The sequence below is a fragment of the Porphyrobacter sp. TH134 genome (assembly GCF_002855495.1).
Classification (GTDB): domain Bacteria; phylum Pseudomonadota; class Alphaproteobacteria; order Sphingomonadales; family Sphingomonadaceae; genus Erythrobacter.
The window spans coordinates 50,824-72,985 of the sequence record NZ_PKRO01000001.1 but is presented as its reverse complement, the minus strand read 5'-3'; the positions used below and the strand labels follow the sequence as shown (position 1 = coordinate 72,985).

The following is a 22,162-nucleotide window of genomic DNA, read 5'->3' as shown; positions in this document are numbered from 1 at the left end:
GTTCTTATATTTTGTATTGCAACATTATTGTGGCAAGCGGCGGCAGGACGATGTGCGCTGCGCCGTCCTTGGCGGTGACCTGTCCCATGTTGCCCTGACCGCTGCCGCCATACATCGCAGCATCGGAATTCAGCACCTCGGCCCACACGCCGTCATGCGGCAGAGGCAGGCGGTAAGCCTCATGCAGCGCAGGCGTCATGTTGGCGATGACGGCCACGGAGGCCTCGTCCGGCGCCTTGCGGAGCCACGCGAAGACCGAATTGTCGGCATCGTCGGCGATCAGCCATTCGAAGCCCTCACCCTCGCAATCGCGGGCGTGGAGCGCGGGGGTGGTGCGGTAGAGGCGGTTGAGGTCCCGGATCAGGTCTGAAACCCCGCGATGCGCGGGTGCGTCCATCAGCTCCCAGTCGAGCGCCCGTTCCTCGCTCCATTCGCGGCGCTGGGCGAACTCCTGGCCCATGAACAACAGCTTTTTGCCCGGATAGCCCCACATCATCGCATAATAGGCGCGCAGGTTGGCAAATTGCTGCCAGTCGTCCCCGCTCATCTTGCCGAGAATCGTGCCCTTGCCGTGCACCACTTCATCGTGGCTGAGCGGCAGGACGAAGTTTTCCGAAAAGGCATAGACGAGCCCGAAGGTGATCTCGTTGTGGTGGTATTTGCGGTGGATGGGATCGCGGCCCATGTATTGCAGCGTGTCGTGCATGAAGCCCATGTTCCACTTGAACCCGAAGCCCAAGGCCGTGCGCGGGCCTTCGTCAAAGGCGGGGTGGGAGACGCCGGGCCATGAGGTCGATTCCTCGGCGATGGTCATCACCCCTGCGTGGCTGCCATAGAGCGCGCGGTTGGTGGCGCGCATGAAGTCCACCGCCTCCCAATTCTCGCGCCCGCCTTCGGCATTGGGGATCCATTCGTCCGCCTTGCGCGAGTAATCGCGGTAAAGCATCGAGGCGACCGCATCGACGCGCAGGCCGTCGACATGATATTGCTCGGCCCAGAACAGCGCGTTGTTGACCAGGAACGACCGCACTTCCTTGCGCCCGAAATTGTAGATCGCGGTGTTCCAGTCGGGGTGGAAGCCGAGGCGCGGGTCTTCGTGTTCGTAGAGCGCGGTGCCGTCGAAGCGGGCGAGGCCGTGTTCGTCGACGGGGAAATGCGCGGGCACCCAGTCGATCAGCACGCCGATGCCCGCGCGGTGCGCGCCATCGACGAACCGCGCGAAGCCCTCCACATCGCCGAACCGGGCGGAGGGGGCGTAGAGCCCGGTGGTCTGGTAGCCCCAGCTCGGGTCATAGGGGTGTTCGGAGACCGGCAGGAATTCGATATGGGTGAAGCCCATGGCAGTGACATAGGGGATCAGGCGGGCGGCCATTTCGTCCCAGGTCAGGAACCAGCCATTGTCGGCGCGCTGCCACGATCCGGGATGGACTTCGTAGATCGATATGGCCTCGCGCCGGGGATCGACAGCGGCCCAGTGCGCGCGGTGGGCATCGTCGCCCCAATCGCGCTTGCCCGGCACAGCCACGATGCTGGCGGTCTTGGGGCGCAATTCGCTGGCGAAGGCGAAGGGGTCGGCCTTGAGCGGCTGCACCGTGCCATCGGCGCCGGTAATGCGGTATTTGTAGGCGGTGCCTTCGCCGATATCGGGGATGAAGATCTCCCAAACGCCGATATCGACGCGGCGGCGCATCATGTGGGCGGCGCCGTTCCAGCCGTTGAAATCCCCGACAAGGTTTACGCTGCGCGCGTTGGGTGCCCAGACCGCAAAGTGCACGCCGCGCGCGCCTTCATGCTCGATCACATGCGCGCCGAGCTTGTCGAACAGGCGGAAATGGGTGCCCTCGGCGATCAGGAAATCGTCCATCGGGCCGAGCACGGGGCCGAAGGAGTAGGGATCAGTCACCCACCACTCGCTGCCGTGGCCGCGGCAGCGATAGCGCACCGGCTTGGGCTTGCCCTTCAGCTTGCCCTCGAACAGCGGGCCATCGACCCGCGCCATCTTGCCGAGCCTGCCGCCCTTCAGCGAGAACGCCTCGGCCTCCTCCGCCCCGTGCAGGATCGCTCGGACGAAGGTGCCTTCCGGCCCTTCGTGCGGCCCCAGCAGGGCGAAGGGATCGGCATGGGTTCCGTCCAGCAGCGCGGCGAGAGCCTCGGGCGGTGGCCTCACAGCACGCCCCAGATCTCACGTGCATATTCGGAAATGGCGCGGTCGGACGAAAACCAGCCGACATTGGCGATGTTCTGGATCGCCGATTGCCGCCACGTCGCCCGGTTACGCCAGCGCCGGTCGACATCGCGCTGGGCGGCGGCATAGGCATCGAAGTCCGCCGCGACCATGAACCAGTCGGAATTGTAGAGCGCGTCCATCAGCCCGGCATAGCGCTTGGGATCATCCGGGCTGAACACCCCGCTGGCGATGGCATTGACCGCCTGGCACAGCTCGCGGCTGCCCTCGATCACAGCGCGGGGGTTGTAGCCATCGGCCCGCTTGGCGGCGACTTCCTCGGCGGTGAGACCGAAGATCACGATATTGTCGCGCCCGACCCGCTCCATGATCTCGATATTCGCGCCATCGAGCGTGCCGATGGTGAGCGCCCCGTTGAAGGCAAACTTCATGTTGCCGGTGCCCGAGGCTTCCATCCCCGCGGTGGAAATCTGCTCGGAAAGGTCGGCGGCCGGAATGATCCGCTCGGCCAGGCTGACGTTGTAATTGGGGACGAACACCACCTTCAGCACCTCGCCCACGGATGGATCGGAATTGATCCGCCGCGCGATGTCGTTGGCGAGTTTGATGATGAGCTTGGCGTTGTGATAGGTCGGCGCGGCCTTTCCGCCGAAGATCTTGACGCGCGGCACCCAGTCATGTTCGGGATGGCTGCGGATCTGGTCATAGAGCGCGACGGTCTCGATCAGGTTCAGCAGCTGGCGCTTGTATTCGTGGATGCGCTTGATCTGCACATCGAACAGCGCATCTGGATCGAGCCGGATGCCGGTCAGTTCGCGCAGGTGAGCGGCGAGATCGACCTTGTTGGCGCGCTTGACCTCGTCCACCCGCTCACCCAGCGCCGCGTCGCCTGCCATGGCGGAAAGGGCGGAAAGCTGCTCGGCATCGGCTTTGAAGCCATCACCAATCGCCTCGCGGATCAGCCCGGTGAGGCGCGGGTTGGACTGGTGCAGCCAGCGGCGCGGGGTGACGCCGTTGGTCTTGTTGTTGATGCGGGTCGGGTAGAGCTTGTGCAGATCGGCAAACACGGTCTGCTTCATCAGATCGGTGTGGAGCGCGGCCACCCCGTTCACCGAATGCGCGCCCACAAAAGCGAGGTTCGCCATCCGCACGCGGCGCTCGCCATGTTCGTCGATCAGCGAGATCGCGGCGATGGCGGCGTCGTCCAGCCCTGCCTTGCGCGCCTCGCGCAGCACCTTGGCGTTGATCGCATAGATGATCTGCATATGGCGCGGCAGCATCCGTTCGAACAGCGGCAGAGGCCAGCTTTCCAGCGCCTCGGGCAGCAGGGTGTGATTGGTGTAGGCGATGGTGGCGCGGGTGACATCCCACGCCTCGTCAAACGTCAGGTGATGCTCGTCGATCAACAGCCGCATCAGTTCGGCGACGGCGACCGAGGGGTGCGTATCGTTGAGCTGGATCGCCGCCTTTTCGGGCAGCGTGCGCACGTCGCCGCAATACTGGACGTGGCGGCGGACGATGTCCTGAATGCTGGCGGAGGAGAAGAAGAACTCTTGCCGCAGACGCAATTCCTGCCCCGCCGGGGTGGAATCCGCCGGATAGAGCACCCGCACCAGCGTATCGGCCCGCACCTGCGCGGCCAGCGCGCCCGCGTGGTCGCCCGCGTTGAAGGCAGCGAGCTGGATCGGATCGATCGCCGTCGCGCTCCACAGCCGCAGCGTGTTCACCCGCTTGCCCTGCCAGCCGACCACCGGGGTATCGAAGGCATTGGCTTCGATCACTTCTGCCGGAACCCAGCGGACCGTGCCGCCTTCGCTGGCGACCTCACCGCCAAAGCCGACGCGGTAGGCGCTCTCCCGCCGCTCAAACTCCCACGGATTGCCGTGCGCGAGCCAGGTTTCGGGCAGCTCGACCTGCCAGCCTTCATCGATCCGCTGGCGGAACATCCCGTTGATGTAACGGATGCCATAGCCGAAGGCGGGAATATCGAGGCTGGCGAGGCTTTCCATGAAGCACGCCGCCAACCGGCCCAGCCCGCCATTGCCGAGCGCGGCGTCCGGCTCCAGCTCTTCGAGCGCGGCGAGATCCAGCCCATGCTGTTCAAGCGCCGCCGCCATGGACCGCGAGGCCCCAAGGTTCGACAGTGCATCGCGCAGCAATCGGCCGATCAGGAATTCGAGGCTGAGGTAATAGACCCGCTTGGCTCCGGCCTCGTGCGCGGAAGAGGTGGATGCGAACCAGCGGTCGATGATGTCGTCACGCAGCGCGAGCACGGCGGCGTTGTACCAATCGTGCGGCTTGGCCGCGCCCTCGGTCTTGCCGATCCGGTGGCGCAAGGCGCTCACGATGCGGGCTTCGAGTTCCTCGGACTTGCCATTCGGGCTTGTTATCACGCGGCGCACACTCCTTGATAAAGCCTGACAGGCATAGTGAGGAGCTGCCGTGACCAGCACAATCAATATCGGCCAATGCCCCCAAGCCTTGGGCCTACACTAAGCAGCAGTGATGCATTGCAGCAATCGCCGAAATGGCCTGACAGTCGTATTCATGCAGCCAAAGGCGTGCGGATTGCTTGCCAAGCCGCCCGGTCGCCCCGATGCATGGCGTGAAGCCACAGGAAAGGGCACGGGTGGAGCAGCTGTACGCATTGGCACAGGCCTGCGGCGTCGCACGCGAATGGGTTGATGTCGAAGGGCACGGCCAGCAGGTTGCGGATGCGGCGCTCGTGGCTGTGCTGACAGCGCTGGGCCATGAGGCAGGCAGCGAGCGGCAGATTACCCGCAGCCTTGCCGACGTGACAGCGCGAGCTGCGCAGCTACCGGCGATGCTGGTGGCGGATGCCGGCGCGATCATCGATCTGCCGATGGCCGCTCGCCGTGCCGAAGCGACAGGAGAGGGCGGCGCTGCTCATCGGTTGGCAGTGGAGGGCAACCGCCTGACTGTGCCGGTGTCGCCCGGCTATTACGACCTTGTGATTGATGGCCGGGCCACAAAGCTGGCCGTGGCCCCGCCCAAATGCCCGCTGCCAGATGCCAGCAAGCGCCGCCCCTGGGGTGTCTCCCTGCAAATCCCGGCGCTGCGCGGCGCACGGACTTCGCCCTTCGGCACGTTCGGGGAACTGGCCGAGGCGGCGAGGCATCTGGGCGCGGCGGGGGCCGATGCGCTGGCGATCAACCCTGTCCACGCGCTGTTCCCGGGGCACGGCGAGGGGTACAGCCCCTATTCGCCGTCGAGCCGCCTGTTTCTCAACGGGGCGCTGGGCGATCCGGCGCTGGTGGGCCTGCCGCCGCTTGGCGCTGATGCGGGCGCTGCGCTGATTGACTGGGCGGGGGGCTCGCCGCGGCGTCTGGCCGAACTACGCCAGGTATTCGCCGCGCTTACCCCTGCGCAGCGAGCCCGCGTGACATCGCCCGATGACGCGATGCTGCATCGCCACGCGCTGTTCGACGCGTTGGATTGCCACTTTCGGCCGTATGGTGCGCATGGGTGGAGGGATTGGCCCGCCGCCTTCCACGACCCTGCGGGCGCGGCTGCCACGCGCTTTGCGGCCGACCATCCGGAAGAGATCGCCTTCCACCTCTTCGTCCAATGGCTGGCGCGCGAAGGGCTGGCCGCGGTGCAGACGGCGGCCAAGGATGCGGGCATGGGGATCGGGCTGATTGGCGATCTGGCCGTCGGGGTCGATCCGTCGGGCAGCGATGCCTGGTCGCTGCGCCATGCGATGCTCGGCGCGCTGACGATCGGTGCACCGCCTGATCCGCTGGGGCCGCTGGGGCAAAATTGGTCGATCACCGGCTTTTCGCCCGAAGGTCTTCGTGCTTCGGCCTACGCCCCCTGGATCGCGATGATCCGCGCCGGGTTGGCCGCAGGAGGGGGCCTCAGGATCGACCACGCCTTTGGCCTGGCGCGGCTCTGGGTCATCCCGCAAGGCGGCGAAACGCGCGATGGGGCCTACCTGTCCTACCCGTTTCAAGACCTGATCCGTCTCGCCACATTGGAAGCGCACCGGGCGGGCGCGCTGCTGATCGCCGAGGATCTTGGCACCGCGCCTTACGGGTTCACGCAGGCTGTCACCGAACGGCAGATGCTCGGAATGCGCGTCCTGTGGTTCGAGCGTGCCGCGGATCACGGATTCATCGGCGCGGGTGATTACGAACCGCTCAGCGCAGCGATGAGCGGAACGCATGATACAGTCACGGTGGCCGGATGGTGGCGCGGGCGCGATCTGGATTGGGCGGAGCAGCTTGGCCGCCTGCCCGAAGGCACATCCCGCGCCGAAGTCGAAGCGATCCGGGACTGGGACCGCGGGCTGTTGTGGTCGACCCTCGATCATACCAGCGCGCGCCCCGCGCCTGATGACCCGGCGCCGGTGGTTGACGCTGCGATCACGCATATCGCCCGCACGCCGAGCGTCGTTGCGCTTGTCTCGCTGGAAGATCTGCTCGCTATCGAAGAACAACCCAATCTGCCCGGCACCACAATCCAGCACCCCAATTGGCGCCGCCGTCTTGATGATCCCATTAGCCAATGGGCCAAGGATGAGGGCGTCACGCGCAGATGCGGCATTCTGGATCGGCTGCGGCGCAATCACGGGGTTGCCGATTGCCAAAGGGGCTAGCGCGGGTCAAAGTTGGATCGGGCTGGGTCATCCCGCTCCGGCACGCGCCGGAAGGGCGGCGCAAGCCTGTTAGCAACCGTGAAAGAACCCGAGCCGCTGGCCATGCCCGAACCGACATTTCCCAAAGCGCTGGCCTTTGATGTGTTCGGCACAGTGGTTGATTGGCGCACCAGCGTCGCGCGGGAGTCGGCCCGGTTTCTTGCAGCCATTGGGCATAGCGGCAGCGATGCCGCAGCCTTCGCCGATGCGTGGCGCATGCAATATATCGGCGCCATGATCGGGATGAAAAAGTCGGGCCGGGCGTTCGTCGCGCTTGATGTGCTGCACCGTGAAATGCTGGAGGCGACCTTGCGGGAATGGGGCGCCGATCCGGAAAAGCTCGACGAGGCGCTGCTGGCGGACTGGAACCGCGCGTGGCACCGCCTTGACCCCTGGCCCGATGCGGTTGCAGGGCTGACGCGTCTCAAATCCCGGTTTCCGATTGTCACGCTGTCGAACGGCAATGTCGCGCTGCTGCTGGCGATGGCGCGGCATGCGCGGTTGCCGTGGGACGCGATTCTGGGCGCAGAGGTGAGCGGGGCCTACAAGCCTGATCCCCAAGCCTATCTGCGCACGGCCGAACTGCTGGCGCTGGAGCCGGGTGACGTCTGCCTTGTTGCGGCCCATCACGGCGATCTGGCGGCAGCGCGCGCTTGCGGTTTGCAGACAGCTTATGTTGACCGCCCGGACGAATATGGCGGCGCGCCTGCGCCCGATGCGCATCATATCCAGACGTGGGAATGGTCCGCTGTCAGTCTGACCGATCTTGCCGCGCAGATGGGCTGCTGAGCGCGGCGGTCGCGGGCTTGGCTGGGTCGGCGGGGGCGGGCCAGTGCCAGACCAGCGCTGAAAAGCCGAGCCAGGCGCTGAACATCACCAGATACGGCCAGCGGCGCGGCCACAGCCGGGCGACCAGCAATGTTGCCGCAGCCGTTCCTGCCAGCGCCAGCAATTCAGCGCTCGCCGCGCCGGTTCCGGTCAGCGCAGTCATGATCGCTGCGCTGGCCCATTGCGCGGGCAGCACTACCAGCAGCCAGTCCGGTAGCTCGCCGGGCAAGAGTGCGGCGGTGACTAGCAGAGCGGCCTCACCGGCGACCACGGCCACGGCGATCCACCATCCCTTGTCTGCCGCGCTGCGAGCGAACAAAGCGCCGCGTGCGGCAAAGCTGATGCTGGCGATGATGCTGGCCAATCCGAAGGAAAGCGGGCGGGGCAGGGGCGGCATCCCAAGGCTGGCCGCCAGCAACACAAGCCCGGCTCCCGCCGCAAAGGCCAGGCTGACGCCGGTCCAGAAACGTCCGGCAGCAGCGGCCGCAATCATGCCGGTGCCCATCATTCCCAGCGCAATGACAGGGCTTGGGAGCACGCTGAGCGCCGCAGGGTCCGTTGAACCGGCGACCAGAAGCAAGCCGATAACCGGCGCCACCAACCCCGCCAGCACGACGACCGCCCAAGGCAGGAGCTGCCAGGATCGGGGCGCAGTTTTCAGGCGAGCCATCATAAATCACTCCCTGATCGATGCATCTGTCATTGTCGAATAAAAGCGCTGCGCAAACCAGATGTTAGGCACATCTTGCCATCTTGCGGGATGGCTGCTGAACAGGACCGCCCGCAAAGGCTCGCAATTTTGATCGATGCTGACAATGCATCTCCGCGCATGGCAGATGCAATCTTCAAGGAGATTGCCGCCATTGGCGAGGCCAGTGTCCGGCGGATTTACGGGGATTTTTCGGGGACGCGCCTGAAAGGCTGGGAAGAGGTTTTGGCGACCTATGCCATCATGCCGCACCAAAACTTTGCCAACACGGTCGGGAAAAACGCATCAGACATCGCGCTTGTCATCGATGCGATGGACCTGCTTCATACCGGCCGATTTGACGCATTTTGCCTGATCTCCTCCGACAGCGACTTTACCAGGTTGGCCGCGCGGATCCGCGAACAGGGTGTCGATGTTTACGGCTTTGGCGAGCAGAAGACGCCCGAAAGTTTCCGCAAGGCCTGCAAGCGGTTCATCTATACCGAGAACCTGCTCCCCCAAGCCGATGTGGCAGTGCGTTCCAAAACCGCAGTTGGTGATCCCGTAACGCCAGGCACGGCTACCAAGCAGCCTCCAAGCGCGGCGATACTTCACCTCAAGATCGCGCTGAACCAGATGGATGATGTGGATGGCTGGTATCCTTTGGGTGCCGTGGGCACGCGGCTTGCAGCCTTGATGCCGGACTTCGACCCGCGCACCTATGGTTGTTCAAAGCTGGTGACGCTGTTCGAAAAGACTGAGGCGTTTGATGTGAGACGGCAGAACCTCACCGTCTTTATTCGCCCAAAGCTGCGCCGCCCCGCGCATCCCCAAAAGGCGGCATCAGGCGGCAATGCGCCTTGTGTGGCAGGCCCGGACGAAACCAAACGCGCTCTCAAAGCGTAAGCAAAGACTGCCAATCCCTCCGCCTGAAAGTCATGCTTATGCCTCGCCAAGCCCGGATCGAATTGCGGGCGCTTCATCTTCCGACGTCGATTGGCACATATGGGCCGGATGATGTCGTGCCCGATGCCCATATCCTTGACTTGGATCTGACGATTTCGCCCGACCTTGTTCAGGTCGCGTCCGACGATATGGCTCACGTGTTCGATTATGATCCGCTGATTGCCGCGATTGCAGCGATCGCCCGTTCTCGCAAGTTCGAGACGCAGGAATATCTGATGACGCTGATTGCGCAGGCTTGCTCTGCCTACCGCGAGATTACGGCCGCTGAGATATGCCTCACGAAATCACCGGTATTGGCGGGCACAGGCTCGCTTGGGGTCCGCTTGACGCTGGGGGCTGAGGATCTGGCCGCGCTGCGGTGCGCCGCCACTTAATGGGGCAGGAGCAAGCGTGTCCCAACACGGATTGCGCGCGGCCGATCCTGTTCTGCTAGCTTACTTGTAGCTTTCCCGCCGATCTGAAAACGCCCGCACGCGTCTGCGCCATGCCCGGTAACTGCCCGGCTTCAGCGCTTGGCGCATCACGGCTTGCACCTCGCCCGCGCCGAGGCCGTGCACGGCCTTGATGCTTGCGAAGCTGGCGGAATCGCTCAAGGCCATTTCGATGATCTCGCCAAGGGTCGCATCGTCCAGCTTGTGCTTTGGCATCGGGGTTCCGAAAAGGTGGCCGGCGCAGGATTACAGCGGCGGAGCATGGCCAACGACCGCCACCAGCGGATCGCTTACCGTGCCATCCATCAATGAATATGCGCAAACGTCTGTAAAGCCGGCGCGTTCCAGATAGAGTTTTACCAAAGCGGTGTGCCCGCCTCTGTCCAGCGCGCGCCAGATGGCCACCGCCTTGCTGGGAAAACAGCGATTGGAAAAGCTGACGATGAACGGCGCGCCCGGCACCAGCACGCGGCGCACTTCGCCAAACACGGCGAGCGGTTGCTGGAGATATTGCACCCCGACACAGGCCATCGCCGCATCAAACATCCGGGCCTCCAGCGGGAGCTGCGGGTCGTGGTTGAGGTTCTGCACGAAGGAGCGGGTCAGGCGAGGGTTGGCGTCCAGTTCGGCTGCGTTCATGCCATGACCGATCACTTCGGCGTAGGCGTGGTCCGCGGGCAGATGGCTGACCCAGCTCGACATCAGATCCAGCAAGCGGCCGCCTTGCGGCAGCATCCGGCGGTAAAAGCTCTCCAAGGCGGCGCCGGCGGCTTCATCAATATGCGTGACCAGCCGCGGCGGCGCATAGAATGTCAGGTCATCCCCGTTGTCCTGCTTGGCAAAGGCTTCAGGAGGAAAGTCGGGGAACGGTTCTGCCGTCATGCAAACATGGCTTCAAAACCCGTCTCGTCCACAACATCGCCGCCCCGGCCATGCAGGTAACGCCACATCGGCCGCCACATATCCGCGCTGCGCCGCACCGGTGCAAGGAAGCGGGGCAGGGAGGCATCGACAATGGCGTCCGCTTCGGCATCGGGGGCGGTGCCGCTGGCGCGGTACCATAGCGCGCGGGCCGCCGCCGGGTCAGCGCACAGGCTGGGTGTGACTGCGTCCAGTGTCGCCACCAGCGCAGCGATGGCGCCGCGTACCTGCGCTGACGCGCCGCGCGCGCCGATCAGTTCCAGCGCGGAGAAGTTGGGGATGCCGGCCTCAGCCGTGGTAAGCATTTGCGTATCCATCCCGCGCACCTGCGCCGACACGCCTTCGACATTGGCGAAGGCGAGCCACGCCCCATCAAAGCCATCGGCGAGATTATCGACATGGCTGAAACCGGCGGCCTCGATCACCACCTGATCGCTGTCCAGCGCTGCGCCGTGTCCGGCCATCCATCCGCGCAAGATATCGATGCACAGGCCATCGGTGGTGGGATTGGAAACCGGAGAAGCAATACGAACAGGCGCGCCGCCGATCAGTCGTTGCAACGCCGCCCGGTGCATCAGCACCCCGCCATCGGTGGCAAAAAAGCAGCCATGCGATGTCAGGGGCAGGTCTCTTTGCTCCACCAGGTGCAGCGGTTCATTGACCACCAGATCAACCGCGCCATCAGCCAAGGCGGCAAAGCCATCATAGTGATCGTCCGGCACCACCAGATCGATGGTCCAGCCCTTGGCTTGCAAATGTTCACGCGCAGCCAGCAGTGGCAGGTGATCGGGGTTGAGGAACCATTCGAGAGCGATGCGCAACTGGGTCATGACAGGCGCGGTCGCAGGCGGGTGTGCAATAGTCAATTGCGTTTGCTTTCAACCACCGGCGCACCGCTTTGGGCAGTGGCGGCACCCAGCGGCGCACCCGCTATATCGCGAGCGCATCGCTGCGCGAACCCACCGCCTCGCCAGCGCCAAGGCTGAGAGCGACGGCTTCGGCAATCTTGATCCCGTCCACGGCAGCCGACAGAATGCCCCCCGCGTAACCCGCGCCTTCGCCCGCTGGGAACAGTCCGGCGGTATTCAGGCTTTGAAAATCCTTGCCGCGGGTAAAGCGGACCGGAGACGAGGTTCGCGTTTCCACGCCGGTCATCAGCACGTCGGGGTGATCATAGCCCGGGATCTGGCGACCAAAAACCGGCAGGGCCTCGCGCATCGCGGTCACGGCATAATCGGGCAGGCATTGCGCCAGGTCGGTCATGTGCACGCCGGGCTTGTAAGAGGGTGTGACCGACCCGAGCGCTTCCGACGGGCGCCCGGCCAGAAAATCGCCCAGCCGTTGGGCTGGTGCCTTGTAGCTTGATCCGCCAGCGATGTAGGCACGGCTCTCCCAGTGGCGTTGCAGCGCGATCCCGGCGAGCGGATCGCCGGGAAAATCGCGGGCCGGATCAATCGCCACGACCAGCCCGGAGTTGGCGTTGCGCTCGTTCCGCGAATACTGGCTCATGCCATTGGTGGCGACGCGGCCCTCTTCCGATGTCGCGGCGACGACAGTGCCGCCCGGGCACATGCAGAAACTGTAGACCGTCCGATCATTCTTGCAGTGGTGCGAGATGTGATATTCGGCTGCGCCAAGGATTTTGTTGCCCGCGTCGATGCCGAACCGCGACCTGTCGATCCACGATTGCGGGTGTTCGATCCTGACCCCGATCGAAAACGGCTTGGCCTCCACATACACGCCGGCGGCGTGGAGCATGGCAAAGGTGTCGCGCGCGCTATGGCCGATCGCCAGCACGATATGGTCCGCTTCCAGATACTCGCCCGTGCTCAGGTGGACCCCGCGAACGCGGCGCTCACCTTGGGCATTGGTGGTGATATCAAGGCCATCGACCCGATTTGAAAAACGGTATTCGCCGCCGAGTTCTTCGATACTCTGGCGCATGCTCTCGACCATCGTCACCAGCCGGAAGGTTCCGATATGGGGATGGGCCTCGGTCAGGATTTCAGCAGGGGCTCCTGCTTTCACGAACTCGGTCAGCACCTTGCGGTCGCGATTGTTGGGATCCTTGATCCGGCTGTAGAGCTTGCCATCCGAAAATGTGCCCGCGCCGCCTTCGCCGAATTGGGCGTTTGATTCCGGGTTGAGCACCCCTTGTCGCCACAGGCCCCAGGTGTCCTTGGTCCGTTCGCGCACCACTTTGCCGCGGTCGAGGATGATCGGGCGGAACCCCATCTGCGCGAGGATCAGCCCGGCAAACAGCCCGCATGGCCCGGCCCCGATGACGACGGGGCGCTTTGACGTGCCGCCTTCGGGTGCCTTGGCGACCAGATGGTAGCGCGGGTCAGGGCTGGGCAGGATCTTGCGATCCTTGCGGAAGCGCTGGAGCACCGCCGCTTCGTTCTTCACATTCACATCGACCGAATAGACGAGCTGGATGTTCGTCTTGTCGCGCGCATCATGGCCGCGGCGTGCGACGACATAGCGAATGAGATCGCGCGGGGTGATCCGCAGTCGTTTGCAGATGGCCGCAGGCAGGGCCTCATCCGCATGATGGAGCGGCAATGTCAGTTCGGTAATGCGTAGCATGGCGCGGTATTAGAGAATGATTGCCATCAATGCCAATTGCTGATGCTGCGATGAGCACGTTGCGCCATTTCCGGCGGCGCGTTGTTCATCCGCGCTGCTTGCCGGTCAGCGGTCCATGACAATGGTTACGGCTTCATCGCCGCCGGAAAAGGCCAGCACCCCATCCTTCAGCCGCACCGCGCGGCCATTGACGAACACCCGCTTCGGCTGGTCTGCAAACGGCCAGGCGATGAGAAATCCCCCGGGCGGGTGGGCGGAGCCCGAGACGGTTGCTTCCAGCCGATCGGGCGTACCGTTGATCGCAAGATCCACAGTCCCGAAGGGGGTTTTCAGTCCCTTGATCGTGACACCGTCACCGGCCAGCCATTCCTCGGTCAATCCCGCGCCCAGCACCACGCTGCTGCTCGCCTTGTCCTCGTAGGCGAACAGGTCGAGCGCGGCGCGGATGAAGTCGCTAGCCACCCAGGCATGGGGCAGGTCGCCAATGAACCTGATCTCGCGCGGGTCGCGCCCGACGACTTCCGCCCAGGCGTTCCATGCCTGCGGACGCCGGTCCTTCATGTAGAAATCGAGCAGTTCATTCGCCCGGCCTCGTTCTCCAAGGCGCACCAGCGCCGACACGTTTCGCAGCTCGTAGGGCGTGTAGTCTTTCCAGGTGCTGTCGCCCGGGCGGCCCATGACGCGTCGCCATTGCCGGTCGAAGGTGTTGGCCAGCAGCGTAGGCTTCAGCCGGGGTTGCAGCCCCGTGATTTCGAGCGCCATTGTGGTCGATGTCGCGTCGAAGTCCCCCAGGCTTGTCGCACCGGGGATATGGTCGATGTTCCAGTGCGCGGCCGCGGCGTCGATCGCGGTCAGGATGTCTGCGGCGAATTCTTCGCCTTGCGCTGCGATGACCTTGGCCTCAGGCTTGCCGAGGATGCGTGCGGCGTAACCGGCAGCCTCGTAGCCCGCGAGACCCCAGAAATCGTCCCACAGGCTGTATTGCGCCTTTTCCGAATAGCCCTCGTGACTGATTGACGGGGGCAGCAGCCCATAGAGCATCGTGCGCCCCGGCACTTGGTTGGCCGCGGTCCGCTCGGACTGGCGCAGGCTTTCCATGTAACGGCGCGCGGCGTCCAGCTTGTCCCAGTTGCGCGCAAGATGGTCCGTGTCGCCGGTGTAGCGATGCAGCTGCGCGAGCAGATGGATGTACTGGCCGTGCGAATCGTTTTCCGGCACCGGATCGGCCCCGCGAAAATCGACGCAACACGGCACCTTGCCGCTGTCGAACAGGTATTCGCCGTACCAATCGGCAAAATCGATCGCCGGCTGGTTCACGCCGAGCCGCAGCAGCGTGTCGGACATCATCGCCCCGTCGCGGATCCAGGCGCGGTTGTAGGAGCGGGTGCCGGGTTTGAGCGCGGGACCTTCCCGGCTGATGAGAACATGGGCGAGCGCAGTCTTGAGCGTATCGGCGACGGCCTGTTTGGCGGGCGGAACCGTCAGCGCAACGCCGCCCAGCCGCGCGCGCCAGTAAGCAGCGGCTTCGGCCATCGCGGCATCGAAATCGGGCGGGCCGGTCTCGGCAAAGGCAACCGGCGCATCGAAGCTTTGTCCCGGCGCCAGCGTCACGGTCCATGTCAGCCCTGCCTGCGCGAACTGCGCTGGGTCGGCGGTCTGCTGCCTTGGCGCAAGGCGCTCGGGCGAAAGCAGCGCGCCATGATCGAACCCGGCCATGCCAACCGTGTCGGGCCTGACGAGCGGTTTCAAAACGCGGACGACAGGCGCATCGTCGGCTACCGGGCCGGGCTGGGTGATGCGCAGCGTCCCGCCGTCCCAAGCGATCGCCGCGATCGGGCTGACCCCGCCGCGCTGGGCCAGAAACTGCGCGGGCGGGTTGACCTGAAAGGGTCGCACCGCCAGCGTCAGCCGGAATTCGCGGGCGACGGTGCCGGTGTTGGTGATGCGCCAGCGGGCGAGCAGCCGGGGATCGGCGCCGGTCTCGGAGAAGGCGGTGGTCTCCAGCGCCCAATCCGGCCCGCTCCAGCGGGTCGTCGCGATCGGCAGGTGGCCGTCCAGCAGACTTTGGCTGGTGGTGACATTCGCCCAATCGAAGGGGTTGCCATCGACGCTCAGGAAAGGTTCGACCGTGTAGCTGCCGCGTGCAGGCTCGACCGCGCCATCCTCGCCCAGCAGGCCCGTTACCGTCCCGCCATCGGTGCCGACCAGCGTCCAATAGGGCTGCTGCGTAAAGCCGCGCGGGAACCGGCCGAGCGGGGCAGCTTCGGCCTGCCGGGCAATAAAATCGTTGAGCGTCGGCGCCCAGTCCGCATCGTGCAGCGTCACTTCGGCAAGCGCAGCCGGCGGCGCGCTATCGGGCATGGCGATGCGCAAATAGCGAAATTCGGCGCCGATCAGCGCAATCGGATCGCGTCCGCCATCGCCATCGGTGACTTGGCGGAGCGTTTGCCACGTCTCGCGGTCGTCCGAACCCTCGATGCTGTAGGCAGGGGCGCCCCGGCCAGGCTGCCAGTCCAGCGTGAGGGCCGACAATGACCTGAGGCCACCGAAATCCATGACCAGCGCATCGCCAGCGGTCGCCTGCCAGGCGGTATCGGCCTTGCCGTCCATCGCGGCGGGCACGCTGAGCGTTGGCGCGGGAAGCGGGGCAACGGGCGGCAAGGGTTCGAGCGTCAGCGTATCGATCTCGACAAACCCGGCGCCGCCATCGCGCCCACGAACCACCACGATTTCCATGCGCCCGGTCTGGCGCAGGCGCTTGTCCTTGGTCGGCCCCCAGGCAAAGCTCATATCGCGCGGGCGGATGCGCAGTTCCTGCCAACCGTCTCCGGGTGCGAAGTTGACGCGCTGATGCCACCAGACGTTTTCGCCTGTGGCATCGGTGAACTTCAATTGCAGGTCGTTGATGCCGCCCGCACCGCGGACCTTGACGCGCAGGACATAGTTCTCCGGCCAGTCGAGCGGCAGGTCACGCGAGGCAAAGGCATAGCCTGCGCCCGTGCCGAAGTCATAATCGAGCCGCAGCGCTTGGCCCTGATCGCCGGGCACCGCAGAGACGCTGGCCTCAACCCCATCCGACGCTGCCGCGCGCCATGCGCCGGCATCATCGAACCCTTCGATCACGGAGGCGCCCTGTGCGAGCATCGCCAAGACCAGCGCGTGCAGCATCAGGATAGCCAGCCCCCGGTGAAGCCCGCGCGTTCAAGCCCGCGGCGGATATGCGGGTTCTTCTTCATCGTATCCCACACCAGCCCGCTGCGGTGGTTCTCGATCATCGCCACGATCGGGCCTTGGTCAATGCCCAGATAATCCTTGTCGACCCAGCCGGTACCGAGCCGCAATTCGCCATGCTTGAAGGGTTCGGGCGGGCGGCGGGTGATGGTGGGATTGAACGCGTCGAGGAAGCCGTACTTGTCGTAAACCTGCGCGCCATAGCGGAAGTACATCGCCTGCACCGTCGGCTCGATGATTTCGGGCGCGAAGGGCAGCGAGCCGAGCAGGGCGGTGGGGGCGAGGGTGCCGTCGTCACGCTCGCCCGGCCCGCGCGCGGAGTAGCTGAAGAATTCTCGCTTCTGCCCGGCGGTGGTCATGGCAAAGTCGCCCGGCCCGTCGCACGCGGTCAGCCCCCAGCAATCCGCGCCATAGCCTGCCCAGCCGCCGGGGTTCTCGATCGCGTAATTGCGCTGGCAATAGGCGGCGCGGCGGCTGTTTTCGAAGTAGTCGATGCCCTTGCCCGCCATGTAGCGGTCGCGGATACCGCGGAAGTCGATCCACACATGGCTGTACTGGTGTCCGAACATCGGGGCAAAGTGCAGATGCTCTTCGCCCCAGCGCGTCCCCCAACTTGCCTCGAAGCGTTCGGCCCAGCGGTCCCACGTGCCGTCGGGCAGCGGGTGGGTGGGCGAGCCCAGGCCAAGCACGTAGAGGATCATGCCCTCGTTATAGATGTCCCAGTCCGACCGGATGAACCCGCTTTCCGGGTGCCAGCCCATCGACACCAGCGGCGCGCGCGGCATGATCCAGGTCCATTCGACTGCGCGGTAGAGCTGTTCGGCAAGCTCGCGGATGCGGGCTTCGACCGGGTCGGCGGGATCATCGAACCAGCTTTGCGCAAACAGGACGCCGGCGATCAGCAGGGCGGTGTCGATGGTCGACAATTCCGACAGCGAGAAGCGATAGCCGCGCGTCGAACCAAGGAAGTGATAGAAGAACCCGCGATACCCGGAGACGCCGCGCGGCGCGTCGCCCATCGGGGCGTTGGTCAGGAACTCCAGCGTCGTCAGCGTGCGCTGGGCCGCTTCGGCGCGGGTCACCCAGCCGTGAACCACCCCGATAGGATAGGCGGTGAGTGCAAAGCCGATGGCCGCAATCGAAACGAAGGACGGGGTGGGCCACCGGTCGGGCGCCATGCCCGTTTTCTCGTCGGTGACTTCCCAGAAGTAGCGAAAGGCACGGCGCTGGATGTCGTCGATCAGCGGGCTGACCTCGGCATCAAGCGCAGGGCGGTCATTGAGGACGGTCCAGCCATCTACGGCGATCGGGCCGGGGCTGGGGGACACAACCGCACGCGGGGCGCAGCCCGTCATCAGACCGGCAAGACCAATTCCTGCCGATCCCACGAACTTCCTTCGGTCGAACACAAATCACTCCATTCCAGGGTGGTCGCGGCGAGGCGGAGTTAGGGGGGGCTGCACCCGTCCCGCCGCGACCGGCAAGGCCATCAGAAACGATAGCCGAGCCTGAACTGGACCCTGCGCGGCAGGGTCAGCAGATTGGCCGCATTGACCGCATTGGCCGGCAGCAGCGGATCGGTCGCCTGGCCGGTGGCAGGGTTGATCGTGTTGTTGAAGAACCCGTCGAACCCGGAGAAGTTCTTGTTGTCGAACAGGTTCAGAACATCGACGGCGATGTTGAAATTGTCATCATTGCCGAAGATCGCGAAGTTCTTGGCCAGCGTGACATTGACTTCGCAGAACGCGAAAACGCCCTTGATGCAGTTCTTTTCAGGGTAGGCAGCCGTGAATTCGTTAAAGCCCACCGATGCACCGTTGGTGCCGTCCACGACCTGATAGGCCTGACCCGAACCGAGCGTCGTCAGCGTGGAGAACTGGAAGCCGAGCGGCAGATCGACGATGCCCGAAATCACCACGCGGTGGCGTTCATCGCCCGGCGACGGGCGCCAGCCATAGGCATCCGGCGTGATCTGATCGAGGCTGAACAGATCGCCCCCGTTCTTCTCCGCCTTGCTGAGGGTGTAGGCGACGTTGAGGCCCCAACCCGAGGCTTCGGTGTAATTCTTGTCGAGCGTGAAGAAGAGCGCCTTGTACCGGGTGTCGAGCCCATCAAAGCCGATCAGCACGTTGGAATATCCGGCCGCCCGCACATCGGCCAGCACCGCGCCATCACAGCAACCGCCAAGCCCGGCATTGTTACGGGTCGCAAACAGATTGGTGTAGCCGTTCTTGCCGCGCTGATACGAGCCGGTCAGCGAAGCTTCGAAGATCCCGACCCGCTGGCGCACGCCCAGCGAGAACTGGTCGTTGACCGGGGGGCGCGCATTGTTCTTGACCGCGAACAGTTCAGGCAGGCCGGTTTCCGGGTTGGCGTTGATCAGCGCTTCCAGACCTGCGCGCGAAAGATAGGACGGGTCCCAACGGATCGTGGGCTGTCCGTCGCGCGTCGCGCCATCTGCCGAGAAGCGGAAGCGGCCGATCGGGTTGATGGTCCGCGACAATTCATCGACGGTGTTGTTGAAATTGTTGCGGTCATAATAGCGCCCCGCACCGCCGAAGATGACAGTGCTGCGGTCGCCGTTGATGTCCCACGAGAACCCGACGCGCGGCTGAATGGCGCCGCCGAACGGGCTGCGATCATTGCCGTCCGTGATGTAATCTTCAGGATCGAAGTAGAAGTTCGAAGGAATGGCGCGCAGGGCCGCCGCGGCGGCTGCGGGCGTGCGGTATTCGTTGTTGAACCCATTGGTTTCGTAGTCCCAGCGCACCCCGAGATTGAGCTGGAGCCGGTCACTGATATCCCAGTCGTCCTGCACATACAGCCCGTATTGGGTGTTCGACGCGTTGATCAGACCCGAGCCCAGTCCCAGCAGTGCTTCGGCGGGGAAAGCAAAGTTGAGATTGTTGTTGGGTTCCCGCCGGAAAAAGAACCGCGGCTGGATATAGGCCTGATTGTCGAAGGAAATATCGGTGATCTCGACGCGGGCACCGAACTTGATCGAATGCCCTTCAAGGCCCGTGTAGGTGAAGTCGTTACGGATGTTGTAACCCTGCTGAAGCTCGCGCCGGGTTGAATCCTTGCCGCCGAACAGGATCACGCCCTGATAGTCGAACGAGGGCAGATCGGGGTTCAGCGAGGTCGGGTTGAATTCGTAATTCAGGTAGCTGGCGTTGAATTCGTTGACGAAGTTGTCGCCGTTGTAATTCCACCTGAACTGATAGGTGTCGACCAGGTTGCGCTTGTTTTCGGCATATTCAAAGGCGGTGTTGCCCCCGAAGCCCTGAATGTCGCTTTCCTCGCGCCGGCTGAAGGAGACGTCGAAGATCTGCCGGTCGTCGGGGGTCAGGGTCAGCTTGCCGAAGTAGAAATCGCTGCGGAACGGGCTGACGAATGCGCCTTCGAATTCGTCGATCCGTCGGCCGGAGAAGTTCTCGAATTCGGCGATGGCGTCTGGGGCGCCGGTCGACTGGACGTTGAAGGCGCGGTCCTGATCATTGCCTTCATAGGCGGCAAAGAAGAACAGACGATCCTCGATGATCGGGCCGCCCAGTGAGATGCCGTATTGCTTGCGCTCGAAGGCGGGCTCGGGGTTGCCCTGCCGCTGATCGATGAAGCTGCGTTCGGTCAGCGAACGGTCGGTGTACTGGCCAAACACCTCGCCGTGGAATTCGTTGGTGCCCGATTTGGTGACGGCGGTGATGATGGCTGCGCCGGCTTGCTCGTATTCGGCCTTGTAGTTCTGCGTGATGACGCGGAACTCCTGCACGGCAAGCTGGCCAAAGGGGTTGCCGCGGCTGTTCTGTTGCCCGGCGACGCCGCCTTCGCGGATCTTGTTCTTCAGGCTGACACCGTCGATGAACACGTTGACCTGGCTCGCGGGCGAGGCACCGGAGGTGAAGCTCTTGTCGGTTTCACTGTCGTTGTAACGCACGCCGGGCGCCAAAGCGGCAAAGCTCAGGAAGTTGCGGTCGGTCTGCGGCAGCAAGCGCAGCTGTTCCTGACTGACGTTGGTGGCGATTTCGCTGGTGCGGGTCTCGCGCAGCATCCCGCCTCTGACCACGATTTCGTTGCCGGTGTCTGCCACATCCACCGGCGCATCTTCGCCAGGCGCCTGATCCATGCCGAACTGCGCATCGACCGTTGCGGACTGGCTGACGCCGACCGTGATGACACGCTCGACCACGTCGCCGTTGGGACCGGTTACAGTGAGACGGTAAGTATCGGCGCGCACGCCATTGAGGATGTAGGACCCGGTCGCGCTCGTGATGGTCGTCTGGGTGCGGTTGGTGCCAGCGCTGACGATGCGGACAGTCGCGCCAGCCACGGGCGCGCCAGCTTCATCGGTGATGGTACCGCGCAGCGAAGCCGTGGTTGTCTGCGCCATCGCGGGTGCGATCATGGTTGCCGAACCCGTCAGCGCGGTTGCGCTGGCGAGCAACAAGCGAAGGACACTTATCTTGGACATCTCTACTCTTCCCTGTTGAGTTCCCGGACAGCCGGGGAGTCGTTAAACAACGCGAGCCTGTGTGCTCGCGCGGATTATCAAATTCGGACGCCGAAGTTCCATCGACGGCACATCAGCACCATCAAGAATCGACCACAGCCGGTTGATGGCCCGTGCGCCCAGATCGGCGATGTCGATCGCCATCGTGGTCAGCGGCGGGCTGATCAATCGTGCGAGCGGAACGTTGTCAAACCCCGCGACGGCGACATCGTCAGGTATGCAAAAACCGGCATCGCGCAATGCCATCATCGCGCCGATCGCCATGATGTCATTGGCTGCAAAGACGGCATCGACAGCGATGCGCCGCGCGATCATGGTGGCAATGGCGGCGCGGCCCGATTCCTCGTCGAAATTGCCCTGCATCACAATGGGTTCAAGCCCCGCCTGCGCCATGGCTGCATGGTAACCGGTCAAGCGCTGCCGGGCTTCGGCGTTGTTGGCCGGTCCGGCGATGTGCAGGATCCGGCGGCGCCCCAGCGCGACAAGATGCGCGACCATCGCTGCCGCTCCTGCGGCATTGTCAGTCCGCAATTCGGAGCGACCCTGAAGGTTGTCCGGGCAATTCAGCAGCACAGCCGGAATGCTTTCGGGCAGATGGGCAAAAAGGGTATCGGGGTCGATATGCGGGGCCATAACGATCAGGCCATCGACCCGGCCGCGCAGCGTGCGCAGCGCTTCAATCGCCGACTGGGGGTCGGCATGCATGTTGGACAGCAGCAATTGCAGATCGCACGCAGCCGCTTCCCTGCCCATGCCGCGCAGGATTTCGGAGAAGAATTCGCCGTGCAAATCTGGCAGGACGACGCCGACCACCCCGGTTCGGGCAAGGCTGAGGCTGCGGGCGCCGACATGGGGGACATAATCGAGCCGCCGCGCCGCCGCTTCGACCTTTTCCTTCAATTCCGCACGAACATTGGGCAACCGGTTCATGACACGCGACACCGAGGCGACCGAGACGCCTGCCTCGCGCGCTACGTCCCGGATTGTTGCCTGAGCCATATCTGACCGTGATCCTCGCGCAGCCGCCTTTCTGGCGGCTTTTTGTTTGGCAACCTGATCGGAAGCCCTTGATGTAATCGGTTACAATAATTTACAACGCACTTCAATAGGAGCGCGTCACCACTGATCGCTTTGGCCCAGTTGTCTGAATTTACGGAGA

General features: G+C 64.2%; 15 protein-coding genes. 4 read left to right on the top strand and 11 right to left on the bottom strand.

Translation table 11 applies throughout. The annotated features are described in order from the left end of the window. Positions 1 to 4: 4 nt before the first annotated feature. Complete coding sequence (gene glgB / locus C0V72_RS00380; protein WP_101791230.1) at positions 5 to 2,167, bottom strand: 1,4-alpha-glucan branching protein GlgB; 2,163 nt, start codon at positions 2,165 to 2,167, stop codon at positions 5 to 7. Then, positions 2,164 to 4,578: a glycogen/starch/alpha-glucan phosphorylase gene (locus tag C0V72_RS00375; protein WP_172438852.1), complete on the bottom strand. Its 2,415-nt coding sequence runs from the start codon at positions 4,576 to 4,578 to the stop codon at positions 2,164 to 2,166. Before C0V72_RS00375 ends, glgB begins: the two co-directional genes overlap by 4 nt. A gap of 212 nt (positions 4,579 to 4,790) precedes the next feature. On the opposite strand from C0V72_RS00375, the gene malQ reads away from it, so the two are divergent. Both malQ and C0V72_RS00365 read left to right on the top strand, forming a co-directional pair. Further along, the gene (gene malQ, locus C0V72_RS00370) at positions 4,791 to 6,803 is read left to right on the top strand and encodes a 4-alpha-glucanotransferase (RefSeq protein ID WP_233999705.1); all 2,013 of its coding nucleotides are present in this window, start codon (positions 4,791 to 4,793) and stop codon (positions 6,801 to 6,803) included. A 78-nt stretch (positions 6,804 to 6,881) separates the two neighbouring features. Then, positions 6,882 to 7,631 carry a haloacid dehalogenase type II gene (locus tag C0V72_RS00365; protein ID WP_233999704.1) on the top strand — a complete coding sequence of 250 codons (750 nt, stop codon included), beginning with the start codon at positions 6,882 to 6,884 and terminating at the stop codon, positions 7,629 to 7,631. Here the strand turns inward: C0V72_RS00365 and C0V72_RS00360 are convergent. Further along, positions 7,594 to 8,340 carry a hypothetical protein gene (locus tag C0V72_RS00360; RefSeq protein ID WP_199797761.1) on the bottom strand — a complete coding sequence of 249 codons (747 nt, stop codon included), beginning with the start codon at positions 8,338 to 8,340 and terminating at the stop codon, positions 7,594 to 7,596. The two genes, C0V72_RS00365 and C0V72_RS00360, sit on opposite strands and share 38 nt — an antisense overlap. A gap of 90 nt (positions 8,341 to 8,430) precedes the next feature. On the opposite strand from C0V72_RS00360, the gene C0V72_RS00355 reads away from it, so the two are divergent. Both C0V72_RS00355 and C0V72_RS00350 read left to right on the top strand, forming a co-directional pair. Further along, positions 8,431 to 9,264, top strand: coding sequence for an NYN domain-containing protein (locus C0V72_RS00355; protein WP_101791227.1), 834 nt, complete (start codon positions 8,431 to 8,433; stop codon positions 9,262 to 9,264). Between the two features lie 38 nt (positions 9,265 to 9,302). Next, entirely contained in the window at positions 9,303 to 9,698 is a 396-nt protein-coding gene (locus tag C0V72_RS00350) for a dihydroneopterin aldolase (RefSeq protein WP_101791350.1), read from the top strand. Positions 9,699 to 9,758: 60 nt separating this feature from the next. Here C0V72_RS00350 and C0V72_RS00345 read toward each other — a convergent pair whose 3' ends face one another. From C0V72_RS00345 to C0V72_RS00310, 8 genes are all read right to left on the bottom strand, one after another. Continuing rightward, positions 9,759 to 9,971, bottom strand: coding sequence for a DUF2805 domain-containing protein (locus C0V72_RS00345; RefSeq protein WP_101791226.1), 213 nt, complete (start codon positions 9,969 to 9,971; stop codon positions 9,759 to 9,761). A 30-nt stretch (positions 9,972 to 10,001) separates the two neighbouring features. Beyond that, positions 10,002 to 10,637 (bottom strand): class I SAM-dependent methyltransferase, encoded by a 636-nt coding sequence (locus C0V72_RS00340; RefSeq protein ID WP_101791225.1) that lies wholly within the window; start codon positions 10,635 to 10,637, stop codon positions 10,002 to 10,004. Next, positions 10,634 to 11,506, bottom strand: coding sequence for an ABC transporter substrate-binding protein (locus C0V72_RS00335; RefSeq protein WP_101791224.1), 873 nt, complete (start codon positions 11,504 to 11,506; stop codon positions 10,634 to 10,636). Before C0V72_RS00335 ends, C0V72_RS00340 begins: the two co-directional genes overlap by 4 nt. A gap of 100 nt (positions 11,507 to 11,606) precedes the next feature. Beyond that, positions 11,607 to 13,265 (bottom strand): NAD(P)/FAD-dependent oxidoreductase, encoded by a 1,659-nt coding sequence (locus C0V72_RS00330; RefSeq protein WP_101791223.1) that lies wholly within the window; start codon positions 13,263 to 13,265, stop codon positions 11,607 to 11,609. 105 nt (positions 13,266 to 13,370) lie between these two features. Beyond that, complete coding sequence (locus tag C0V72_RS00325) at positions 13,371 to 16,433, bottom strand: DUF3999 family protein (protein ID WP_101791222.1); 3,063 nt, start codon at positions 16,431 to 16,433, stop codon at positions 13,371 to 13,373. Beyond that, entirely contained in the window at positions 16,433 to 17,905 is a 1,473-nt protein-coding gene (locus C0V72_RS00320; RefSeq protein WP_101791221.1) for a glucoamylase family protein, read from the bottom strand. Before C0V72_RS00320 ends, C0V72_RS00325 begins: the two co-directional genes overlap by 1 nt. An 80-nt stretch (positions 17,906 to 17,985) precedes the next feature. Further along, entirely contained in the window at positions 17,986 to 20,964 is a 2,979-nt protein-coding gene (locus tag C0V72_RS00315; RefSeq protein ID WP_101791220.1) for a TonB-dependent receptor, read from the bottom strand. A 42-nt stretch (positions 20,965 to 21,006) separates the two neighbouring features. Further along, entirely contained in the window at positions 21,007 to 22,002 is a 996-nt protein-coding gene (locus C0V72_RS00310; RefSeq protein WP_101791219.1) for a LacI family DNA-binding transcriptional regulator, read from the bottom strand. Positions 22,003 to 22,162 lie beyond the last annotated feature (160 nt).